Source organism: Gallibacter sp. Marseille-QA0791 (assembly GCF_965119705.1).
In the GTDB taxonomy this organism is placed as follows: domain Bacteria; phylum Bacillota; class Clostridia; order Peptostreptococcales; family Anaerovoracaceae; genus Lentihominibacter; species Lentihominibacter excrementipullorum.
In genome coordinates, this window is record NZ_CBCPMH010000001.1 from 737,527 (window position 1) to 755,661 (window position 18,135).

Here is an 18,135-nt window from a genome sequence, read left to right on the forward strand (position 1 = left end):
TCCATATTCTTTCGGTTACTACGCGTCCAGGAACTTTCTCATGGATATGATACTTCCGCAGGCCCCGATGCTTATGCCGAGAGCCAGGAATATCCATACGAAGTTATAGACCAGGAATCCTACAGGGACCATAGGCATCGACATCACCGACAGCAACTGGTTCCCCACCACGTCGATTATCTTATCGTATACCAGCGCCGAAAGCCCAATCGAGATACCGGCTGATATTATGCCTATTATTATTCCCTCCGCCAGAAACGGTCCTCTTATGAACCAGTTGGTGGCGCCTACATATTTCATTATGCTTATCTCGCTGGCCCTGTTGAATACCGTAAGCTTGATGGTGTTGGACACAACGACGATAGAAACTATTATCAGGAATACCATAACGATTATGGCAGCTATCTGGATATACCTGGTGGCGCTCAGCAGCTTGTCCACCGTATCCTTATAAAACTGTACATCTTCTATACCGTCATAGGTAGCAGCCTTTTCGGCGATGCTCTCTGCCTGCTCCAGGTCATCTATCATCACCACTACCGAGTTTGGCAGCGGGTTCTCCTGAAGGCTGTCGAGAAGGTATCCGTTTTCCCCCCACCGGGTCCTGAATTCCTCCATAGCCTCTTCTTTCGTCTTGTAGTAAGCCTCCTGAACGCCATTTTCCTGCTCTATATCGGCGATTATCTCATTGGCCTGCTCCTCTGTCGTCTCGTCAGCCAGATATATCTCGATAGAGTCGTAATCCTGCTGTATCGACTGCGCCGCAGTATTGACGTTTATCACCAGGATGAAGAACAGGCTCAGTATCAGCAGCATGGCCGTGATGGCGAATATGGATGCCACAGTCATTGCTCTGTTCCTCAGCACCTGCTTGAAAGCCTGCTTCAGCGTGTAGAAAAACCGTTTTATAACCAAGTGTCATCGCCTCCTCTCCTGAATCTGGAGCGGAACGTACGCTTGCTCTGTATCGTATCGTCGGTCATTTCCATGTCGGCCAGCGCCTCCTCATATCCGTAAGCACCGAACTCATCTCTGACGATACGGCCTTTTTCTATGGCTATAACGCGTTTTCCCATCTTGTCTACTATATCCTTGGCGTGGGTCACCATCAGTATGGTCGTCCCACGCATATTTATCTGATCCAGAAGCTGCATTATCTCCCATGCCGTATCGGGATCCAGGTTTCCCGTAGGCTCGTCAGCTATCAGTATCCTTGGCTTGTTGACTATAGCCCTGGCAATGGCCACTCTCTGCTGCTCGCCCGCTGAAAGCTCATCGGGGTACTTGTCCGCCTTTGAGGCTATTCCTACCATGCTCAGCACCTGTGGCACGTATTTCTTTATGATCTTCTTTGGCTGATGTATTATTTCCATCGCAAAGGCCACATTCTCATACACAGTCTTTTTCGGCAGGAGTCTGAAATCCTGGAAAACTATGCCGATGTTCCTCCTCAGCTTAGGCACCTGTCTGTTGGAAAGGGTGGTTATCTCGTTTCCTCTGACCTTGATGCTTCCGGAATCGGCGTCTATCTCCTTCAATATCAGCTTGATAAAAGTCGACTTCCCCGCTCCGCTGGGTCCTACGAGAAATACGAAATCCCCTTTGTTTATCCTGACGGAGACCTTTTCTATCCCCACATTGGACTTATAATATTTCGTAACATTGTTGAATACAATCATATGTTGTTTTTGTCCCCCTTGATATCGCAAAACATACATTATGATTTTACTATAGCCATGGCTCTTTTTCAATATTTTATGGGGAAATATGCCTTCTGTTATTTAACTTTGGCGCATTTTGGTGAAGGTTTTGTGAAAGCGGTGTCAATACTGGATGCGAAGCTCTATCGTGTCCGGAAGAGCCTTGAGATCAGTCTTCACCACCTGTACAGGATAAGTTATTATCTGTGATATCGCGGTCTCCTTCTCCGGATCTTCAAAGAGCGCGTAGACGATGAGATTTTCCTTCCCGTTTTTCTCCTCTAATGCCATCCTGTCTATGGACACATTGAACCCCGACGTAGGCTTCTCTCCTCTTGTTACTATCACATAGATATCATTATCCACTGCACAGGCCAAAGCTCTTTCCAGCGTCCTGTATTCAGGGATTATATCGGCAGTGATGGTCTCCGGCATTTCCTCATCGCCGACTTGACTGAATTTCACCGGATCATCGCCGCTCAGCATGCTGACGGTGCCAATGGCGATACCTGCCGCTACCACCGCAAAAGCTGCCAGCACCATTATTTTTCTGGCGCCCCGTGTCTTTTCATCCTTATTCATGTTGAAACCGAATTTTTTCAAAACAAAAACTCCTTTCTCCGTGATCTTCTATTTAGAATCTATTACGGAAAAAGGAGTTTATGACTCTATTGTTCCATCAAAGCACCGACTTTACAGCCGCCACGATATCAGCCGCCGTCATACCGTACTTCTTTCTCAGTTCGTCAGGCTTGCCCGACTCTCCGTAGGTATCATGCTGGCCCACCATGGCCATCTTCACCGGCGCGTTCTTCACCACCACTTCTGCCACGGCGCTTCCCAGTCCGCCTATGACGGAATGTTCCTCGGCTGTGACGATGGCCTTTGTCTCCTGAGCAGCCCTGATGATGGTCTCCTCGTCCAGCGGCTTCACAGTATGTATGTCTATTACCCTGACATCTATACCTTCCTCCGCCAGCCTTCCGGCAGCTTCGACCGCATCGCTGACCATTATCCCGGTAGCGATGACTGTCACGTCTTTTCCGTCTCTGACGGTGTTGGCCCTGCCGAGGATTATCTCGTCGTCATCACCATAGAAAACAGGCACTGCGGCACGCCCCAGCCTGATATAGCACGGGCCGTCCATTTCCACGGCCTGAGTCAGCAGTCTGGCAGCAGAGACTCCGTCGGACGGGTTTATCACCGTCATGCCGGGGATGGTCCTCATGAGCGCTATGTCCTCGAATGTCTGGTGGCTGGCGCCGTCCTCCCCTACGGTTATCCCCGCATGGGTGGCGCAGATCTTCACGTTGGCTCTCGTATATCCTATGGAATTCCTTATTATCTCAAAAGCCCTGCCTGCCGCGAACATGGCGAAGGTGCTGGCACAGACCGTCTTTCCCGAAAGGGCCAGTCCTGCCGCTGCGCCATACATGTTCTGCTCGGCGATACCCATGTTGAAGAACCTGTCGGGATATGCCTTGGCGAATCCCGCCGTCTTAGTGGAACCGGAAAGATCCGCGTCCATGACGACCAGCTCCGGATGTGTCTTTCCCAGCTCTATGAGGGTCTTTCCGTAAGCCTCTCTCGTAGCCATTTTATCTGCCATTATATCGCACCTCCCAATTCTTTCAATGCCTGCTCCGTCTGCTCATCGTCAGGGGCTTTGCCGTGCCACCCGGCGTTGTTTTCCATGAAGGACACGCCCTTGCCCTTGACTGTCTCAGCGATTATCATGGTCGGCCTTCCCTTGCAGTCCCTGGCCTTCTTGAAAGCGTCCAGTATCTGTCCGAAGTCGTGACCGTCTATCTGCAGCACGTTCCAGCCGAAAGCCTCGAACTTCTCCGCCACAGGCATGATGGACATGACATCCTCATTCTTTCCGTCTATCTGCAGGCCGTTGTGATCGACGATACCCACCAGGTTGTCCAGCTTGTAATGGGTCGCCGACATGGCTGCTTCCCACACGATACCTTCCTGCAATTCCCCGTCTCCCAGCAGCACGTATATCCTGCCGGCATCACCGTTCAGCTTGTTTGCCATCGCCATGCCACCTGCCGCCGAGAATCCCTGACCCAGGGAACCTGTGGACATCTCGATGCCCGGTACCTTGTGCATGTCAGGATGTCCCTGGAACTTAGATCCCAGCTTTCTCAGTGTCATCACATCCTCCATCGGAAAATACCCTCTGACTGCCAGGGCCACGTACTGGGCCGGTCCGGCATGTCCTTTGGAAAGTATGAGCTTGTCCCTGCCCTCCATCTCGGGATCTTTCGGATCCACGTTCATCTCATCGAAATAAAGGGCCGTCACGATATCAGCCGCCGAAAGAGAACCACCCGGATGTCCTGATCCGGCATTATGTATGGCCTCTATTATCCCTGTCCTGACCTCTCTGGCCTTCTGCTCCAAAGCTTTTAACTCCATTGCTTCCTCCACTCCATATATACTATAACTTCGATCCAACAGGACCATGCGGCCCGCGTACCGTTGTCACGCGCTGCTTCCGCCTGTCCGTTCCTCACATATATTTTTCCTTATATTCATCTGAATGTTCGATAAGACATATCCTCACTCCCGATGGATCCAAAACAAAGGCCATCCTCCCAACGGTAGTAGCTACCGCCGGGCCTGTGGGCTCATATCCGTGCTCCCGCAGCGTCCTTATCATTTCATCCAGATCATCCACATCAGTCCCGACAGAATAGAGCCCCACATCGTAGCGCTCATTCTCGATGAGTTCCACGCTGGCGCCGCCGTCGCTTTTCATGATAGTTATGGATCCTCCGTCGGGAGTATCAACGTGATAGCTTTCCCTGAATCCAAGGATGTCCCTGTAAAACTCGACAGACTTCTCCATATCCTTCACTATCATCGTAGAATACTGTACACTGACTTTCATGCTTTCCTCCCTTCCATCAAAACATATATGTAAAGGGGCTGAATGCCCAGCCCCTTCTTTACATCAGAAAAATGAATTTTCGTCTATCCCCAGACTTATGCTGAGGGCCTCATCCACTTCCGGTAATCGGGTCTTGTCGATCGTTCCGATTCTTTCCTTGAGTCTTTTCTTGTCTATGGTTCTGAGTTGTTCCAGCAATACTGTTGAATCCTTCGATAAGCCGTTTCCGCCCGCCGCTATGGCCACATGGGTCGGAAGATCGGCCTTGTTCTGTCTCGATGTGATGGCCGCCACTATTATTGTCGGGCTGTACTTGTTCCCCACATCGTTCTGTACAACCAGGACCGGCCTTACGCCGCCCTGCTCGGAGCCCATTACCGGACTTAGATCAGCGAAGTAAAGATCTCCCTTCCTGATACTCAAAGTCCTCACACTCCTATATGATCACCGCCGCACAGCTCACGTAGCTCGCTCGACTTGCCTGGTCTGCATGTCTCGCGCAGCCCGAACGCCTCCGCGCGGCATCATCTTCCTACTATTTTCTTGAAAGCTGCCGGCAGCGCTTCCTCTATATCGACAGAAGTCATCCCCCACTGGCCCTGGCGTTTCTCGGCGATATCGCCGGCCATGCCGTGGATGAAAGCGCCCGTCTTGGCAGCATCGAAGGCATCCACTCCGGAAGCCGCGATGGCTGCGATGACTCCGGTAAGCACATCTCCGCTGCCGCCCGTCGCCATTCCCGGATTGCCTGTGGTATTAATATATGTGCCTCTGCCCTCGAAGGTCACCAGCGTCCCCGAGCCCTTCAACAGGACGATGGATGAAAGTCTCTTCGCCAGGATCTCTGCGGCGTACACCCGTCCCAGCGTCTTCACGTCCCTCTCTCCCAGAGCCGCCAGCAGCCTGTCCGCCTCACCCGGATGAGGCGTCAGCACAGTCGGACTTTTCCTTTCCTTTATAGTCGTCAGACCTTCGTCGAACCTGCAGAAGGAATTCAGTCCGTCGGCATCAAGGACTACAGGCCCGTCGTAATCGTTAAGTATTCGTCTTATCAGCAGATAACTCTTCTCATCAACTCCCATTCCCGGCCCCGCAGCTATCGCTCCGTAAATATCGAGAGACCGTGGGGAAAACTCCTCGGAAACACTCATATCAGCAGCGCTGACGCACGTAGCCTGAGGCACCGCAGTCTGGACTATCGTAAACAGCTCCGGCGGCAGCGCCACCTTCACCAGACCGGCCCCCGACTTCAGCGCTCCCCTGGCCGAAAGCACCGCAGCCCCTGCCATTCCTACGCTTCCCGCCAGGATGAGGACACGTCCGCACTGACCCTTATGTATTTCTCTGGGCCTTTCCTTGATTACAGTATTGACATATTCAAACGTGATTAAACCTGCATTTTCCATGATTTTTCCATTACCCCCTGCCAGGCGCGCCATTCCGCCCGCGCCATCCCATTACGCAACTCATTATACCATACCAGCGGGCTGTTTCAAAGAAAACATCCGGTGAAAAATCTCCGCTCCTTCTCATCCTTTCCCGTAACGGCACGGCGGTCAGCCTCCCGCGGGTTCAGAATATCGCGACCCCGCTCAAAATCACAACTCGCGATAAAATCCACCGGTTTTACCGCCTTTTCCCCAATCGAAATATCGCCACTCAACATAAAATCATCATCCGCGATACTATTTTACCATTTTTTAGGAAAATAATATCGCAAGTCAGATCAGCAAAGGGGTTCTGCGATATTCTGTCTGTCGGAGCCTCGAAAAATTGCCCGTTTTTATCGCAGCCCTTGCCATTTCAGTAAGGGTCAAAACATAGGCACAAGGTAAAACAATCCCCTTGTTCACAGAGATGTGAACAAGGGGACTTTTTCTTTATTCGTTTTCTTTTCTTCTGCATGTATCAGGTAACTGCTCTGAATATGGCATAAGGCTGTCTATGGCTTCTTTATCATTCAGATCGATCCTACGGAGCTGGTCAAGCAGATAGCTCAGATATTCAAATGGCAGCAGATCATTTTCTATGGCGCTTACCACAATGCTATACAGAATTGCGCTTGACTTTGCCCCTCTTGGCGTATTGCAGAACAGCCAGTTCTTACGGCCCATCACAAACGGCTTTATCGCACGTTCACTCCTGTTATTGGAAACCTCAAGCCTCTCATCAAGGAGGGTATTCATCAATGGTTTCCTCTGGTTTATCGTGTAATTCAGCGCTTTAAGATAAAGCCCCTTGGGAAGTGGCTTTTGTGATTCTTCTTCCGCCCACGCAAAGAAGCCCTCAAATACCTTCCGCATCGTGGTCTTTCTGAATTCACTTCGTTCTTCTTCGGTAGATAATTCATGGCACTTGGCATCTAAAAGAAACAGCTTATCACACCATACGATCCCTTCCTTTATCTTTAAGGCCCCGGGACTTCCTTTATCATTTAACACCTCTAGCGCGTCTGCATAATACCGTCTCGCATGGGCCAGACAGCCTACGTGGATGATATCATCATTCACCCTCAGGTAGCCCTGATACCCGTCTGTCTGCAGGTATCCGTGATATTCTTTAAGAAATGTTTCCGGGACATAGCCTGCACGAGAGCCATCCGCATAATGATAAAGCACGATAGGTGGTATACCCTTTCCGCTTCGGAACATCCACATGTAGCTCTTTTCCCGCGTCTTATCCCTCAGCACCGACAGGCTCGTCTCGTCAGCCTGGATGATATCATATGACAGGAGCTTCTCGTACATCCTGTCATAAACAGCCTTAAGATAATTCTGCGTAAGAAGTATCATCCAGTTTGAAAGGGTTGCTTTGCTGATGTTTACACCATAGCGCTTAAGATCTTTAGATATCTTATCCAGAGGATCACGGTTTTCATATTTCCTTGTTATGACGTATGCACCAAGTGACGGTGACAGAATGCTTCCACGAAGCAGAGCTCTCGTCATTGGAGAGGCGATGATCGTAGCTTCGGTTCCGTTTTTTTCACAGTTCCTGCAGCTGTATATATACTGTATATGCTCACGCACAACTGCCTTTGCCGGGATGATCTCCACTTCGCGGTGGATCCTTTTGGTCATCTCATGAAGCTTATGGCCGCATACAGGGCAGAGCTGCTCTTCTTCTGTAAGCACATATTCTACAGGATCCGTTTTTCTTAAGGCACTGATAAAAGCGTCTTTCTTTCCCTTTCGTTTAATCTTGCGAACAGGACATGCTTTCTCCGCTTTTGGCTCCGGCAACGTCAGATCGGCTTCTTTCTCTATTTCATTAAAAAAGCACTCCTGCTGCCCGTCATCTATTAAAGACTTTTCGCTTTTTCTTCCGAACCTCTTAGCCTGACTAAGGCGAAACATCTTTCTGTAATATTCAAGCTCTGCTGAAACCTCATCCAGTTTTCTTGAGGTGTCCAGTGCATATTTTTCCAATTCTGCTTTTGTCATGGATGAAAGATCTATCTGTTTCATGACTTTATTATATCAAAAAACCATTGAAATTTCAATGGTTTTAAGGACTATTCCATGGTTTTAAGGATCCTTCCATATTAATTTTCAATGGTTTTGAGAAGCCTGTCATATTCATATCTGTACATGAAATCACGGGCGTAACTGTGAGATTTTGGCCAGTAAAATGTTCCGTATTCGAGCTTTCTGCTGAAAAGGCAATATCCATTCTTGCATATCTTCAGCGCATAGATCTGTTTCCATTTCTTTTCTATGAAGAAGAATATCTGCCCCGGTATCAGGGGCAGATCCAGATCGAACGCTATGATAGATGCCATGGACTCCATAGACAGATTCCCTCTGATAGGTTCTAAAACGAGAATTGCCCGGATGTTTTCTGATGGCAATCGTACCCACTTCCTACTCTCATCTATGGGCAACAGGATTTTTTCTTCCATAAATCGTAATTTCCCTTTTCGAAGGAGCCTTTCCCGGGCCTTTCTAAAGGTAATATCTTTTATATTATGTTCCAGGCACCATCTTTTTAAGGGAAGGTCACTTGTATACCCTTCCTTGATTATTTTCTCCCACTCATCCGATGTTCGCCACATATGTGCTATTCCTCCTGTAGTTGCTACTTAGTAGCATACTACCTTGTTCTCTTTTTTTCAATGTGCCTATGTTTTGACCCTTACCCATTTCAGCACACCTGCGATATTTTTTGATATCAAAGCAATGATATATTCGATCAGCAGCTCCTCTCTCCCCTTCCCGGTCTTGACGAATAGCGATACCATACAAATTCCAACATCGACATCCTATCTTCGCTCCGAAAATGCTTCCGTTAACGCTTTTACCTTTGCATACAGTATCGCCGTTCCGTCGTAGAAGTAATTGGTCTCCTCGGCGCCTTCTTTGAATTTTTATATATAAGGGACTTTTTTTCATTTTTAAGCAGTAATTTTTTATGTAAATCCTCGCGTTTCCATCAGCCCGGGGCTTATGGAACGTCTGGTGGATATTCTCGTTTTTCTCCTTCTTCTCTTTTGACTTCCCAGTCTCCCGACGAAAACACAGGCAGTGGAAATCCCGACCGGCATTAGCCGGGATTCCCGGATGACCTATGCTTTCTTCTTCTCAATCTTCTTGAATGTAAGTTTCATTCTTTTTAGCTTCTTTCTTATTTAATATTTTATATGCTGCCTCTAAATACTCTCTCAACAAATATATCCGTTTGGCATCATAAGAAGACGAAGACTCACACAGTTGATTTTCAAATTCAGTACAATAACGATCCACGATTTCTTTATACAGCGATTCTACTTCCTCCACATCTTTATGCACTTTCAAATATCTATACCAATCAATAGCCTCTCTCTCGTTCTTCTGCAACGAATAATTATCTTCAATCTCTTTCCTTATATACACAATAATATCGATCAAATCATTTAAAATTTCCATTAACCTTCTATGTTCTTTTTGAGTAATATTGCTCATCATTCTACCTCCATATCATCTTAGTTTTAGTAATCCAACTATCCGGAACTTTCAAACAGTCAATATATACTTGTCTTCCACCCCCATAAAGGCCCATTCCTTGAGAGCCTACTATCCCTGTCCACCCTGAAATTGAAGCACCTTCCGGTATTGTTATTGTATACAACGAGGATGCGTCATTTCCAAAATCTTGCTTGATTGCATACTTTACTCTCCATTGATACTCAGTTTCTGGTGGCGGATCTGGACTCCAATAGTTCCCTTTTTTCCCACCAACACGATACAATTTGGTTCCACTTTCAAATGTCTGTACTGTTGCTTTTCCTTCTTTAAAGGAATTTAAAACTCTTCTTTGTACATCAAAATTTTCACTTAAATTAGGGGCTTTAATTTGTAACACAGGCTTCGCCGAGCTCGTTACCTTCTTCGCCTGCTTCTTCACGGTCTGGGTCGTCTTCTTGACGACATTAGGCTTGCTGGTGGTCTTAACCGTCTTCTTCATTACCACCGTCTTCTTCGGCTTCGTCGCGACTTTCTTTACCGTCTTCGCTTTCTTAACCGTGCTTACGGCTTTCTTAGTGTACTTGCTGGCTTTATACGCTTTATATCCTGTCCTAGCAGCCTTGACCACCTTGAACGGGTTCACCACTCCCAGGACGGCTCCTCCCAGTATGGCTGCTCCTTTCTTCCAGCCTTTGAGATTTTTCTTTTTCGCATATTTGTAGCCGTCGTAGGCTCCCATGGCTGCGCCTACTACTCCCCAGATGGCGTGTCCGCTCGGATCCGTATATTTTATCGGATTCCCTGCTCCGTAGGTGTACAGGTTCAGCGTCTCCGTCCTCGACCTGCTTCCTCTGTAGGTGTCCTGGGTAAGGAAGCTTCCGTCTGCCGGGTCGTAGTATCTGGCCCGCAGGTTGTAGAGGCCTGTCGTCTCGTCGTATACGCCTGCCGTATAGCATATCTCGTTGTAGAACGGTTTCTCAGGGTCCTTCTGGTGGACTGTCGTCTCGCCGTAGTCGTCGTAGCTGTAGGTCGCCTGGGATGAGCCGTCTGCTCCCACGATGTTGACTGTGCTCTCCCTGATATCCTTGGTATATGCGTAGAAGTCCGTGCTGCCTTCTGCTCCCGGTCTGGCCGTCAGCAGTATGTTGTCTTCCGCCCCTATCAGGTTGAAGCTGGTCACGTCATCTGCTTCATCTTTTGTATACAGTACCGCCGTTCCGTCGTAGAAGTAATTGGTCTCCTCGGCGCCTTCTTTGAGTTTTTATATAAAGTGATATTTTTTCATTTTTAAGCAGTAATTTTTTATGTAAATCCTTGCGTTTCCATCAGCCCGGGGCTTATGGAACGTCTGGCGAATATTCTCTTCTTTCTCCTTCTTCTCCTTTAATTTCCCAGTCTCCCGATGAAAACACAGGCAGTGGGAATCCCGATCGGCATTGGCCGGGATTCCCGGATGACCTATGCTTTCTTCTTCTCAATCTTTTTCTGAATAGACCTATTACTTATACGGGCTTAACGCTCCTAATTCCAATGTCTTTTCATTCAAGATAGTTTTACTATCGTAATAATCCCTCATTGAAATAACTACCAACAGTTCACCACAATCGTAATACATATCATAAAACCCTATCACCCTTTCGTTGTTCTCCATTTGAGGTAATTCTATTTTTTTAATCACCTGCTTTTCTTTGTTTAGCACGATTATCTTTCTCCGAGTCATGTAATATTCATTTGAATTTACTTCAGACTCTAAATGTCTTCCGTTTTTCAAGCATTTGTATATTGATTCTTTATTTGTCAAAGCCATTTTTCACTCCGAATTTATACATTTTTTTCAATTTATCTTGTCCGGCTCCCCTGAAGGAAGTAAATACCTTGCACTTGGCCTAGGTAAAATTTCAACTTGCGTTCCACCGCCTAAATATTCCCTCCCGCCATATTGCTGTGGCCCGGCAATTCCTATTTGTACTCTTGTTCCCTTTTTTACTAAATATTTTTGTACATGACTAATCTCCTTTTTAAATTCTGGTGTAATAGCCAGAACATTCCTTGCATAATCTACATTAGGTATGCTTTTTATTGTCCCCCATGCACCAGGCAGTGTTTGTTTTGGAGCCATTGCCATATTAATATAGAAATCATCAGTAACTTCTATTGATAAAATCTTTGAACCATCTTTCCAAGGATTTTTATTTCCAGGAGCTCCTAATAGAGCTGTTTTATTTTGTGTCGTCTTCGGTTTGCTTACTTCCGCCGAGCTCGTTACCTTCTTCTCCTGCTTCTTCACAGTCTGGGTCGTCATCTTGACGACTTTAGGCTTAGTGGTTACCTTGACGGTCTTCTTGCTGCTCACCGTCGGCTTAGGCTTCGTCGCAACTTTTTTCGCTGTCTTTGCCTTCTTGACTGCGCTTACGGCTTTCTTAGTGTACTTGCTGGCTTTGTACGCTTTGTATCCTGTTTTTGCAACGTTCGCTGCCGCTCACTCCTCCGCAGCTTCGCTGCTACGCTGTCCGTTTTGCCTTGCGAATCGCCTTCGGCTCTTCGGGCAAAAAGGCTGCCTTCACCACCTTGAACGGGTTCACTACTTTCAGCAGCAGGTTTTTATGTAAATCCTCGCGTTTCCATCAGCCCGGGGTTTATGGAACGTCTGGCGAATATTCTCTTCTTTCTCCTTCTTCTCCTTTAATTTCCCAGTCTCCCGATGAAAACACAGGCAGTGGGAATCCCGATCGGCATTGGCCGGGATTCCCGGATGACCTATGCTTTCTTCTTCTCAATCTTTTTAGAGTTTGCAGTTATTAATCTCTACGTTATCTCATTTTTTCATGCATTTTCTTATCCATAAGTATTACAATCTTGCATGTCTCTTTCTATTCAATGTCTTCAAGCCAAATATAATACGAATCGTATAAGTATGCTTCATCTCTTTCTCTTCTTGACCTATACACGCCTGTAAGAATAATTCTTATTGGCTCTAAATCCACGCCCGCTTTAAAGCCTAATATTGTCGGCCTGTTAACTGATATCAGTCTTTTGGGTTTTGTCTTATATCCCCAATATAGCTTTCCCTCGTTATTTCTTACAAAGGCTTCCCCGAAATATACCGCTATGTCCAAGACATATTTCAACGTTTCTATTGACGGCCTGTCTTCAGAAATATGCTCCTGCATCCATTCCGGGAATTTTGCCCTTTCTTTCTTTAACTCTTCCTCACTTCGCTTTTCAAATCTTATTTTCTCCAAAAACCATGTCCATAATGGAACGAGGGATTCCGGCGTATAGTCAAACTCCATTTCTTCCCCTTCGCTTTTTATGTATTCACTTAGTATGTGAACACGCTTTTCACGCTCTCCCATAAACCACTCGAAATATTCCTTGGCCTCCTTTGCAGTAAAATTAGCAAAATCATAACTTCCTATCGGGGATACCATATATTCGTATTCCATAGTAACCTCTCCTTTCTTCATTACATTTTACAACACGCTTTTTATTTATATATCGTATAATCTATACCATGTTCCGCAAGAAAATTTCTCAACGGCTGAGACGGACCTATTTTACCCGTTACGCTGCTTTCAAAGAAATACCAATGCGCGCCATCTATACTCCTCTTTTTTATTAGATATTCATCCTTTAAAACTTGAATCTTTATTCTTCGTGTAAGCGATGTGTATCCAACCTTTGATTCATGTGCTATGCCTTTTGCATATTGGTCTACAAATCTCCCTCCCATCGATGTCGGAAAATATTTTTGTGACTCTCCTCCTACTAATTCGGCCAATTTCGCTTCTCCCTCTTTTCCGGAGGCATATGCGATTTTTGTGGAAGATGGAGCTGGCAGTAATTTAGTGTCGCTGCTATTTTGCTTACTTGTCGAATTCTTCGCCGTCATGGCGCACGTGTTGTGCACCAGCACCTTCTGTTCGGATACATAGTACGTGTGGAAGTCTTCTACCTCGAAATTGTACACCTTCACAGGCTCCGAAAGCTTTATGCTCTCAGTAGCTTCCACTGCTGCTACAGACCCGTCTGCTGTCCGGACTTCGTCGCCCTCTTTAAGGCTCGACGCTTCTGTCCAGCCCCTGCCTTCTACGTAAAATGGGTGTTCTTCTGTAGTCTCTATCTTCTCTCCGTTGATTGAAAGCCTTATTATGCCGTCAGTCTCCCTGACGAATATCTTGTTGACTTTCTTTAAGGCTTTCTCATGTATCTCCGGATTTGCCGACCACACGTAGTCCCCGGCTTTTATATTCTCTATGTCTATAAAGCCTTTATCCGTATGTATCTTCGTCCCCGCAACAAAGCATTGAGGTGTTACCTTCTTCGCCTGCTTCTTCACGGTCTGAGTTGTCTTCTTGACGACTTTAGGCTTAGTATATTCTTATGTAAATCCTCGCGTTTCCATCAGCCCGGGGCTTATGGAACGTCTGACGAATATTCTCGTTTTTCTTCTTCCTTTAACTTCCCGGTCTCCCGATAAAAACACAGGCAGTAGGAATCCCGACCGGCATTGGCCAGGATTCCCGGATGACCTATGCTTTAACTTTTTAATTATGTTAACTCCTATTTTAAAAACTCACCCGATTTTTCTATATACAACTGCATCAAATAATCTCTCAAATTATCAAGACCATACTCTGACCTATAGTTCCTTTTTTCGAATGACTTACCAAAAAGTTCGTGTGATTCAGAAATGATTTTATTGACTTCTATATTTTCATTCGTCATATCATATCCATCAACATCTACGTCCAGTTCAATCTCATTATATTTACGGAAATATCGTTTTCTTATTTCATCCTCTAATGATCTTAACAACTCTTTATCTTCATGCTCTTTTAAATACTGAAGCCAATCCAATGCTTCGCGTTTGTTTTGCTGTAAAAAGTATGACTCTTTCCTCACTCTCATTTTGTCAATAATAACTATAAGTAATTCCAATATCTTTATCAAAATTTCTTTATCTTTCTTCTTTATTTTATCCACAATCTTTCTACCTCCATGTCATTGCCTCTATCTTAATCCATTCTTTAGGTACTTCACGGAAATTAATATATGCTTGATGTGCGCCTCCATATAATCCCATTCCTTGTGAACTTACGCTACCCTCAAATGCCGTTATTGAAGAACCTTCGGGAATTGTTATCGTGTATAGTTTTGACGCATCATTCCCAAATTCCTGCTTAATTGCATAATTTACTCTCCACTGATATTCAGTTGCGGGCGGAGGAGATAAACTCCAATAATTGCCGCCTTTTCCACCGACTCTATAAAGAGTAGTGCCTCCTCTATATGTAACCTGTTCCGCCTTTCCCTTTGAAAAAGAATTAAAAACTTCTCTTCTAGTTTCATTATCTAAAACAGGAGCCTTTACATGCACTGATTCCACAGGCTTCGCCGAACTCGTTACCTTCTTCTCCTGCTTCTTCACGGTCTGAGTTGTCTTCTTGACGACTTTAGGCTTAGTGGTTACCTTGACGGTCTTCTTGCTGCTCACCGTTGCCTTCGGCTTCGTCGCAACTTTTTTCGCTGTCTTTGCCTTCTTAACTGCGCTTACAGCTTTTTTAGTGTACTTGCTGGCTTTATACGCTTTATATCCTGTTTTCGCAACGTTCGCTACCGCTCACTCCTCCGCAGCTTCGCTGCTACGCTGTCCGTTTTGCCTTGCGAATCGCCTTCGGCTCTTCGGGCAAAAAGGCGGCTTTTACTACTTTAAATGGGTTTATTACGCCGAGCGCCGCTCCTCCCAGTATGGCTGCTCCTTTCTTCCAGCCTTTGAGATTTTTCTTTTTCGCATATTTGTAGCCGTCGTAGGCTCCCATGGCTGCGCCTACTACTCCCCAGATGGCGTGTCCGCTCGGATCCGTATATTTTATCGGATTCCCTGCTCCGTAGGTGTACAGGTTCAGCGTCTCCGTCCTCGACCTGCTTCCTCTGTAGGTGTCCTGGGTCAGGAAGCTTCCGTCTGCCGGGTCGTAGTATCTGGCTCGCAGGTTGTAGAGGCCTGTCGTCTCGTCGTATACGCCTGCCGTATAGCATATCTCGTTGTAGAACGGTTTCTCAGGATCCTTCTGGTGGACTGTCGTCTCGCCGTAGTCGTCGTAGCTGTAGGTGACCTGGGATGAGCCGTCTGCTCCCACGATGTTGACTGTGCTCTCCCTGATATCCTTGGTATATGAGTAGAAGTCCGTGCTGCCTTCTGCTCCCGGCCTGGCCGTCAGCAGTATGTTGTCTTCCGCCCCTATCAGGTTGAAGCTGGTCACGTCATCTGCTTCATCTTTTGTATACAGTACCGCCGTTCCGTCGTAGAAGTAATTGGTCTCCTCGGTGCCTTCTTTGAGTTTTTATATATAAGGGACTTTTTTTCATTTTTAAGCAGTAATTTTTTATGTAAATCCTTGCGTTTCCATCAGCCCGGGGCTTATGGAACGTCTGGCGAATATTCTCTTCTTTCTCCTTCTTCTCCTTTAACTTCCCGGTCTCCCGACGAAAACACAGGCAGCGGGAATCCCGACCGGCATTGGCCGGGATTCCCGCATGACCTATGCTTTCTTCTTCTCAATCTTTTTAGAGTTTGCGGTTATTAATCTCTATAGGCGTGCTCTTCAAAATGCCTTTTCAATCCAGTCTTTCCCCTGTATTTGTATCAACAAAATATCTCTCCTTGCCGTCATATACCAATTCCAAATCCGTCCCCACAGGCAGCTCGTAAATCTTCAAAACTGCGGGTTCTATCTCCACCAGCGTATTGAAATCAACCACTATGCTATTTTGCGGGTCGTCCATATATTCCTGCGTATCCGTGTCTCCTATCGCCCTCCACCCATTATCGTTTTTGTTGGAAGGGCTCTCCCTGTATATCCATTTAAGAGAAGATTGCCCTTCGTATATTGATTTTGTTATTACAGTACCGCCTGCATTTTCCATTGCATTCTTCTTTCTCGATTTAAACATATCAAATCACTCCTTGAACGAAAACTCATTAACTTCCTCATCACGTTATCTGACAGCTCTCCTTCAATACCTCCCATTCATTTTCAGAAAATCCTTCGAATAAAAATCCGTTCACTTCCTTTCTCTCATCCAGCAAAAGCGACAAACTCCCCATGACAACTTTTTCATGCACTGTACCGCCTAATAAAACCAGCAGCTTTCTCCCGAAATATTTGAATTTCATTTCTTTTTCTTTCGTCTCGGTAAAAGTGTCTGAATCAGAAAAGCTTTCCAGGCTGATTTCAGGATTCCCCACAAATACACCCGGACTCTGTTGCCAGCTGAAATCATGACCCAGCCGCTCTACATCCCCATTTATCGACACTATCACTGCCCTCGTTATTTTCATTGTTTTGGAATTCACAGCTATTTCTATAAAGGACGAATCCTTCCCCAGGTATCTGTAATACAGCAATTCCGTCATCCCATATCTGTCCTCATTGCCTGGAAATTCAACAGTTACAGGCACATAATAATCTACTGTCATATCACAGCGAACATTTTCTTCTATCACTCGCTCAATTCTCATCGGCAGCCCCCTCACGGTTTATATAGTGCGTGTTTTATTACCGGTAGCGATCCAGTTCTTCCCGGAGCACTAATTATTATTTCCCAATTATCCAATTTTACCATTTTATCATACTCATATCCTTCTTTAATAATTTTATCAACGGCCCCATGTAAACTATTTAACAATTGTTGTTCAATCATTTTTTTCCCGTGCGATAATCGCCTGTCAGCATATTCTAATAAATGTTTAGTGGCATTAGGATGTACCCACACTTTGGCTCCTCCAACTGACATTTCAAATGATTTCGGAATACTTGAGTTTGGCAAATAGGATTGTGTTGCCCTAATGTTATCCCAAACCGTTCCTGACAAATCCGAATCTACGTTTCGATTTGTCCCCTTGCTTTCAACTGTCGAATTCTTCGCTGTCATGGCGCACGTGTTGTGCACCAGCACCTTCTGTTCGGATACATAATACGTGTGGAAGTCTTCGACCTCGAAGTTGTACACCTTCACAGGCTCCGAAAGCTTTATGCTCTCAGTAGCTTCCACTGCTGCTACAGACCCGTCTGCTGTCCGGACTTCGTCGCCCTCTTTAAGGCTCGACGCTTCTGTCCAGCCCCTGCCTTCTACGTAAAATGGGTGTTCTTCTGTAGTCTCTATCTTCTCTCCGTTGATTGAAAGCCTTATTATGCTGTCAGTCTCCCTGACGAATATCTTATTGACTTTTTTTAAGGCTTTCTCATGTATCTCCGGATTTGCCGACCACACGTAGTCCCCGGCTTTTATATTCTCTATGTCTATAAAGCCTTTATCCGTATGTATCTTTGTCCCCGCAACAAAGCATTGAGGTGTTATCTTCTTCGCCTGCTTCTTCACGGTCTGGGTCGTCATCTTGACGACTCTTGGCTTAGTGGTTACCTTGACGGTCTTCTTGCTGCTCACCGTCGCTTTCGGCTTCGTCGCAACTTTTTTCGCTGTCTTTGCCTTCTTGACTGCGCTTACGGCTTTCTTAGTGTATTTGCTGGCTTTGTAGGCTTTGTATCCTGTCTTGGCAACGTTCGCTGCCGCTCACTCCTCCGTAGCT

General features: G+C 46.1%; 22 protein-coding genes. All 22 read right to left on the reverse strand.

Annotated elements, in window-relative coordinates; genetic code table 11:
- Positions 1-18 precede the first annotated feature (18 nt).
- Positions 19-915 carry a permease-like cell division protein FtsX gene (ftsX, locus tag ACQY69_RS03380; protein WP_428258611.1) on the reverse strand — a complete coding sequence of 299 codons (897 nt, stop codon included), beginning with the start codon at positions 913-915 and terminating at the stop codon, positions 19-21.
- The gene (gene ftsE / locus ACQY69_RS03385) at positions 906-1,679 is read right to left on the reverse strand and encodes a cell division ATP-binding protein FtsE (protein WP_428258613.1); all 774 of its coding nucleotides are present in this window, start codon (positions 1,677-1,679) and stop codon (positions 906-908) included. Before ftsE ends, ftsX begins: the two co-directional genes overlap by 10 nt.
- A 144-nt stretch (positions 1,680-1,823) precedes the next feature.
- A complete protein-coding gene (locus ACQY69_RS03390) occupies positions 1,824-2,303 on the reverse strand; it encodes a protease complex subunit PrcB family protein (protein WP_428258614.1) in 480 nt (159 codons plus the stop codon).
- A 76-nt stretch (positions 2,304-2,379) separates the two neighbouring features.
- Positions 2,380-3,309 carry a transketolase family protein gene (locus ACQY69_RS03395; RefSeq protein ID WP_428258616.1) on the reverse strand — a complete coding sequence of 310 codons (930 nt, stop codon included), beginning with the start codon at positions 3,307-3,309 and terminating at the stop codon, positions 2,380-2,382.
- The gene (locus tag ACQY69_RS03400; protein ID WP_428258617.1) at positions 3,309-4,127 is read right to left on the reverse strand and encodes a transketolase; all 819 of its coding nucleotides are present in this window, start codon (positions 4,125-4,127) and stop codon (positions 3,309-3,311) included. Before ACQY69_RS03400 ends, ACQY69_RS03395 begins: the two co-directional genes overlap by 1 nt.
- Before the next feature lie 94 nt (positions 4,128-4,221).
- The gene (locus ACQY69_RS03405) at positions 4,222-4,602 is read right to left on the reverse strand and encodes a VOC family protein (protein ID WP_428258619.1); all 381 of its coding nucleotides are present in this window, start codon (positions 4,600-4,602) and stop codon (positions 4,222-4,224) included.
- Positions 4,603-4,665: 63 nt separating this feature from the next.
- Positions 4,666-5,025, reverse strand: a complete 360-nt coding sequence (locus tag ACQY69_RS03410) for a type II toxin-antitoxin system PemK/MazF family toxin (RefSeq protein WP_428258621.1) — start codon at positions 5,023-5,025, stop codon at positions 4,666-4,668.
- 101 nt (positions 5,026-5,126) lie between these two features.
- The gene (locus tag ACQY69_RS03415; RefSeq protein WP_428258622.1) at positions 5,127-6,008 is read right to left on the reverse strand and encodes an NAD(P)H-hydrate dehydratase; all 882 of its coding nucleotides are present in this window, start codon (positions 6,006-6,008) and stop codon (positions 5,127-5,129) included.
- A 474-nt stretch (positions 6,009-6,482) separates the two neighbouring features.
- On the reverse strand, positions 6,483-8,069 hold the full coding sequence (gene tnpC, locus ACQY69_RS03420) for an IS66 family transposase (RefSeq protein WP_428258623.1): 1,587 nt from the start codon (positions 8,067-8,069) through the stop codon (positions 6,483-6,485).
- Between the two features lie 77 nt (positions 8,070-8,146).
- Positions 8,147-8,656, reverse strand: a complete 510-nt coding sequence (tnpB, locus tag ACQY69_RS03425; RefSeq protein WP_428258625.1) for an IS66 family insertion sequence element accessory protein TnpB — start codon at positions 8,654-8,656, stop codon at positions 8,147-8,149.
- Positions 8,657-9,182: 526 nt separating this feature from the next.
- Positions 9,183-9,542, reverse strand: coding sequence for a hypothetical protein (locus ACQY69_RS03430; RefSeq protein ID WP_428258627.1), 360 nt, complete (start codon positions 9,540-9,542; stop codon positions 9,183-9,185).
- Between the two features lie 4 nt (positions 9,543-9,546).
- Entirely contained in the window at positions 9,547-10,725 is a 1,179-nt protein-coding gene (locus ACQY69_RS03435) for an RHS repeat-associated core domain-containing protein (RefSeq protein ID WP_428258629.1), read from the reverse strand.
- Positions 10,726-11,043: 318 nt separating this feature from the next.
- A complete protein-coding gene (locus ACQY69_RS03440) occupies positions 11,044-11,352 on the reverse strand; it encodes a hypothetical protein (RefSeq protein ID WP_428258631.1) in 309 nt (102 codons plus the stop codon).
- Positions 11,353-11,379: 27 nt separating this feature from the next.
- Positions 11,380-11,898 (reverse strand): hypothetical protein, encoded by a 519-nt coding sequence (locus ACQY69_RS03445; RefSeq protein WP_428258633.1) that lies wholly within the window; start codon positions 11,896-11,898, stop codon positions 11,380-11,382.
- A gap of 517 nt (positions 11,899-12,415) precedes the next feature.
- Positions 12,416-12,991 carry a hypothetical protein gene (locus ACQY69_RS03450; RefSeq protein ID WP_428258635.1) on the reverse strand — a complete coding sequence of 192 codons (576 nt, stop codon included), beginning with the start codon at positions 12,989-12,991 and terminating at the stop codon, positions 12,416-12,418.
- 41 nt (positions 12,992-13,032) lie between these two features.
- A complete protein-coding gene (locus tag ACQY69_RS03455) occupies positions 13,033-13,884 on the reverse strand; it encodes a polymorphic toxin-type HINT domain-containing protein (RefSeq protein WP_428258637.1) in 852 nt (283 codons plus the stop codon).
- A 224-nt stretch (positions 13,885-14,108) separates the two neighbouring features.
- Positions 14,109-14,531 carry a hypothetical protein gene (locus ACQY69_RS03460; protein ID WP_428258638.1) on the reverse strand — a complete coding sequence of 141 codons (423 nt, stop codon included), beginning with the start codon at positions 14,529-14,531 and terminating at the stop codon, positions 14,109-14,111.
- Between the two features lie 7 nt (positions 14,532-14,538).
- Positions 14,539-15,042, reverse strand: coding sequence for a hypothetical protein (locus tag ACQY69_RS03465; RefSeq protein WP_428258640.1), 504 nt, complete (start codon positions 15,040-15,042; stop codon positions 14,539-14,541).
- Between the two features lie 148 nt (positions 15,043-15,190).
- Positions 15,191-15,808, reverse strand: a complete 618-nt coding sequence (locus tag ACQY69_RS03470; RefSeq protein WP_428258642.1) for an RHS repeat-associated core domain-containing protein — start codon at positions 15,806-15,808, stop codon at positions 15,191-15,193.
- Between the two features lie 355 nt (positions 15,809-16,163).
- Positions 16,164-16,499: a DUF2185 domain-containing protein gene (locus ACQY69_RS03475; protein WP_428258643.1), complete on the reverse strand. Its 336-nt coding sequence runs from the start codon at positions 16,497-16,499 to the stop codon at positions 16,164-16,166.
- Positions 16,500-16,539: 40 nt separating this feature from the next.
- The gene (locus tag ACQY69_RS03480) at positions 16,540-17,067 is read right to left on the reverse strand and encodes a hypothetical protein (protein ID WP_428258645.1); all 528 of its coding nucleotides are present in this window, start codon (positions 17,065-17,067) and stop codon (positions 16,540-16,542) included.
- Between the two features lie 11 nt (positions 17,068-17,078).
- Positions 17,079-17,993 (reverse strand): polymorphic toxin-type HINT domain-containing protein, encoded by a 915-nt coding sequence (locus ACQY69_RS03485; RefSeq protein WP_428258647.1) that lies wholly within the window; start codon positions 17,991-17,993, stop codon positions 17,079-17,081.
- Positions 17,994-18,135: the final 142 nt, after the last annotated feature.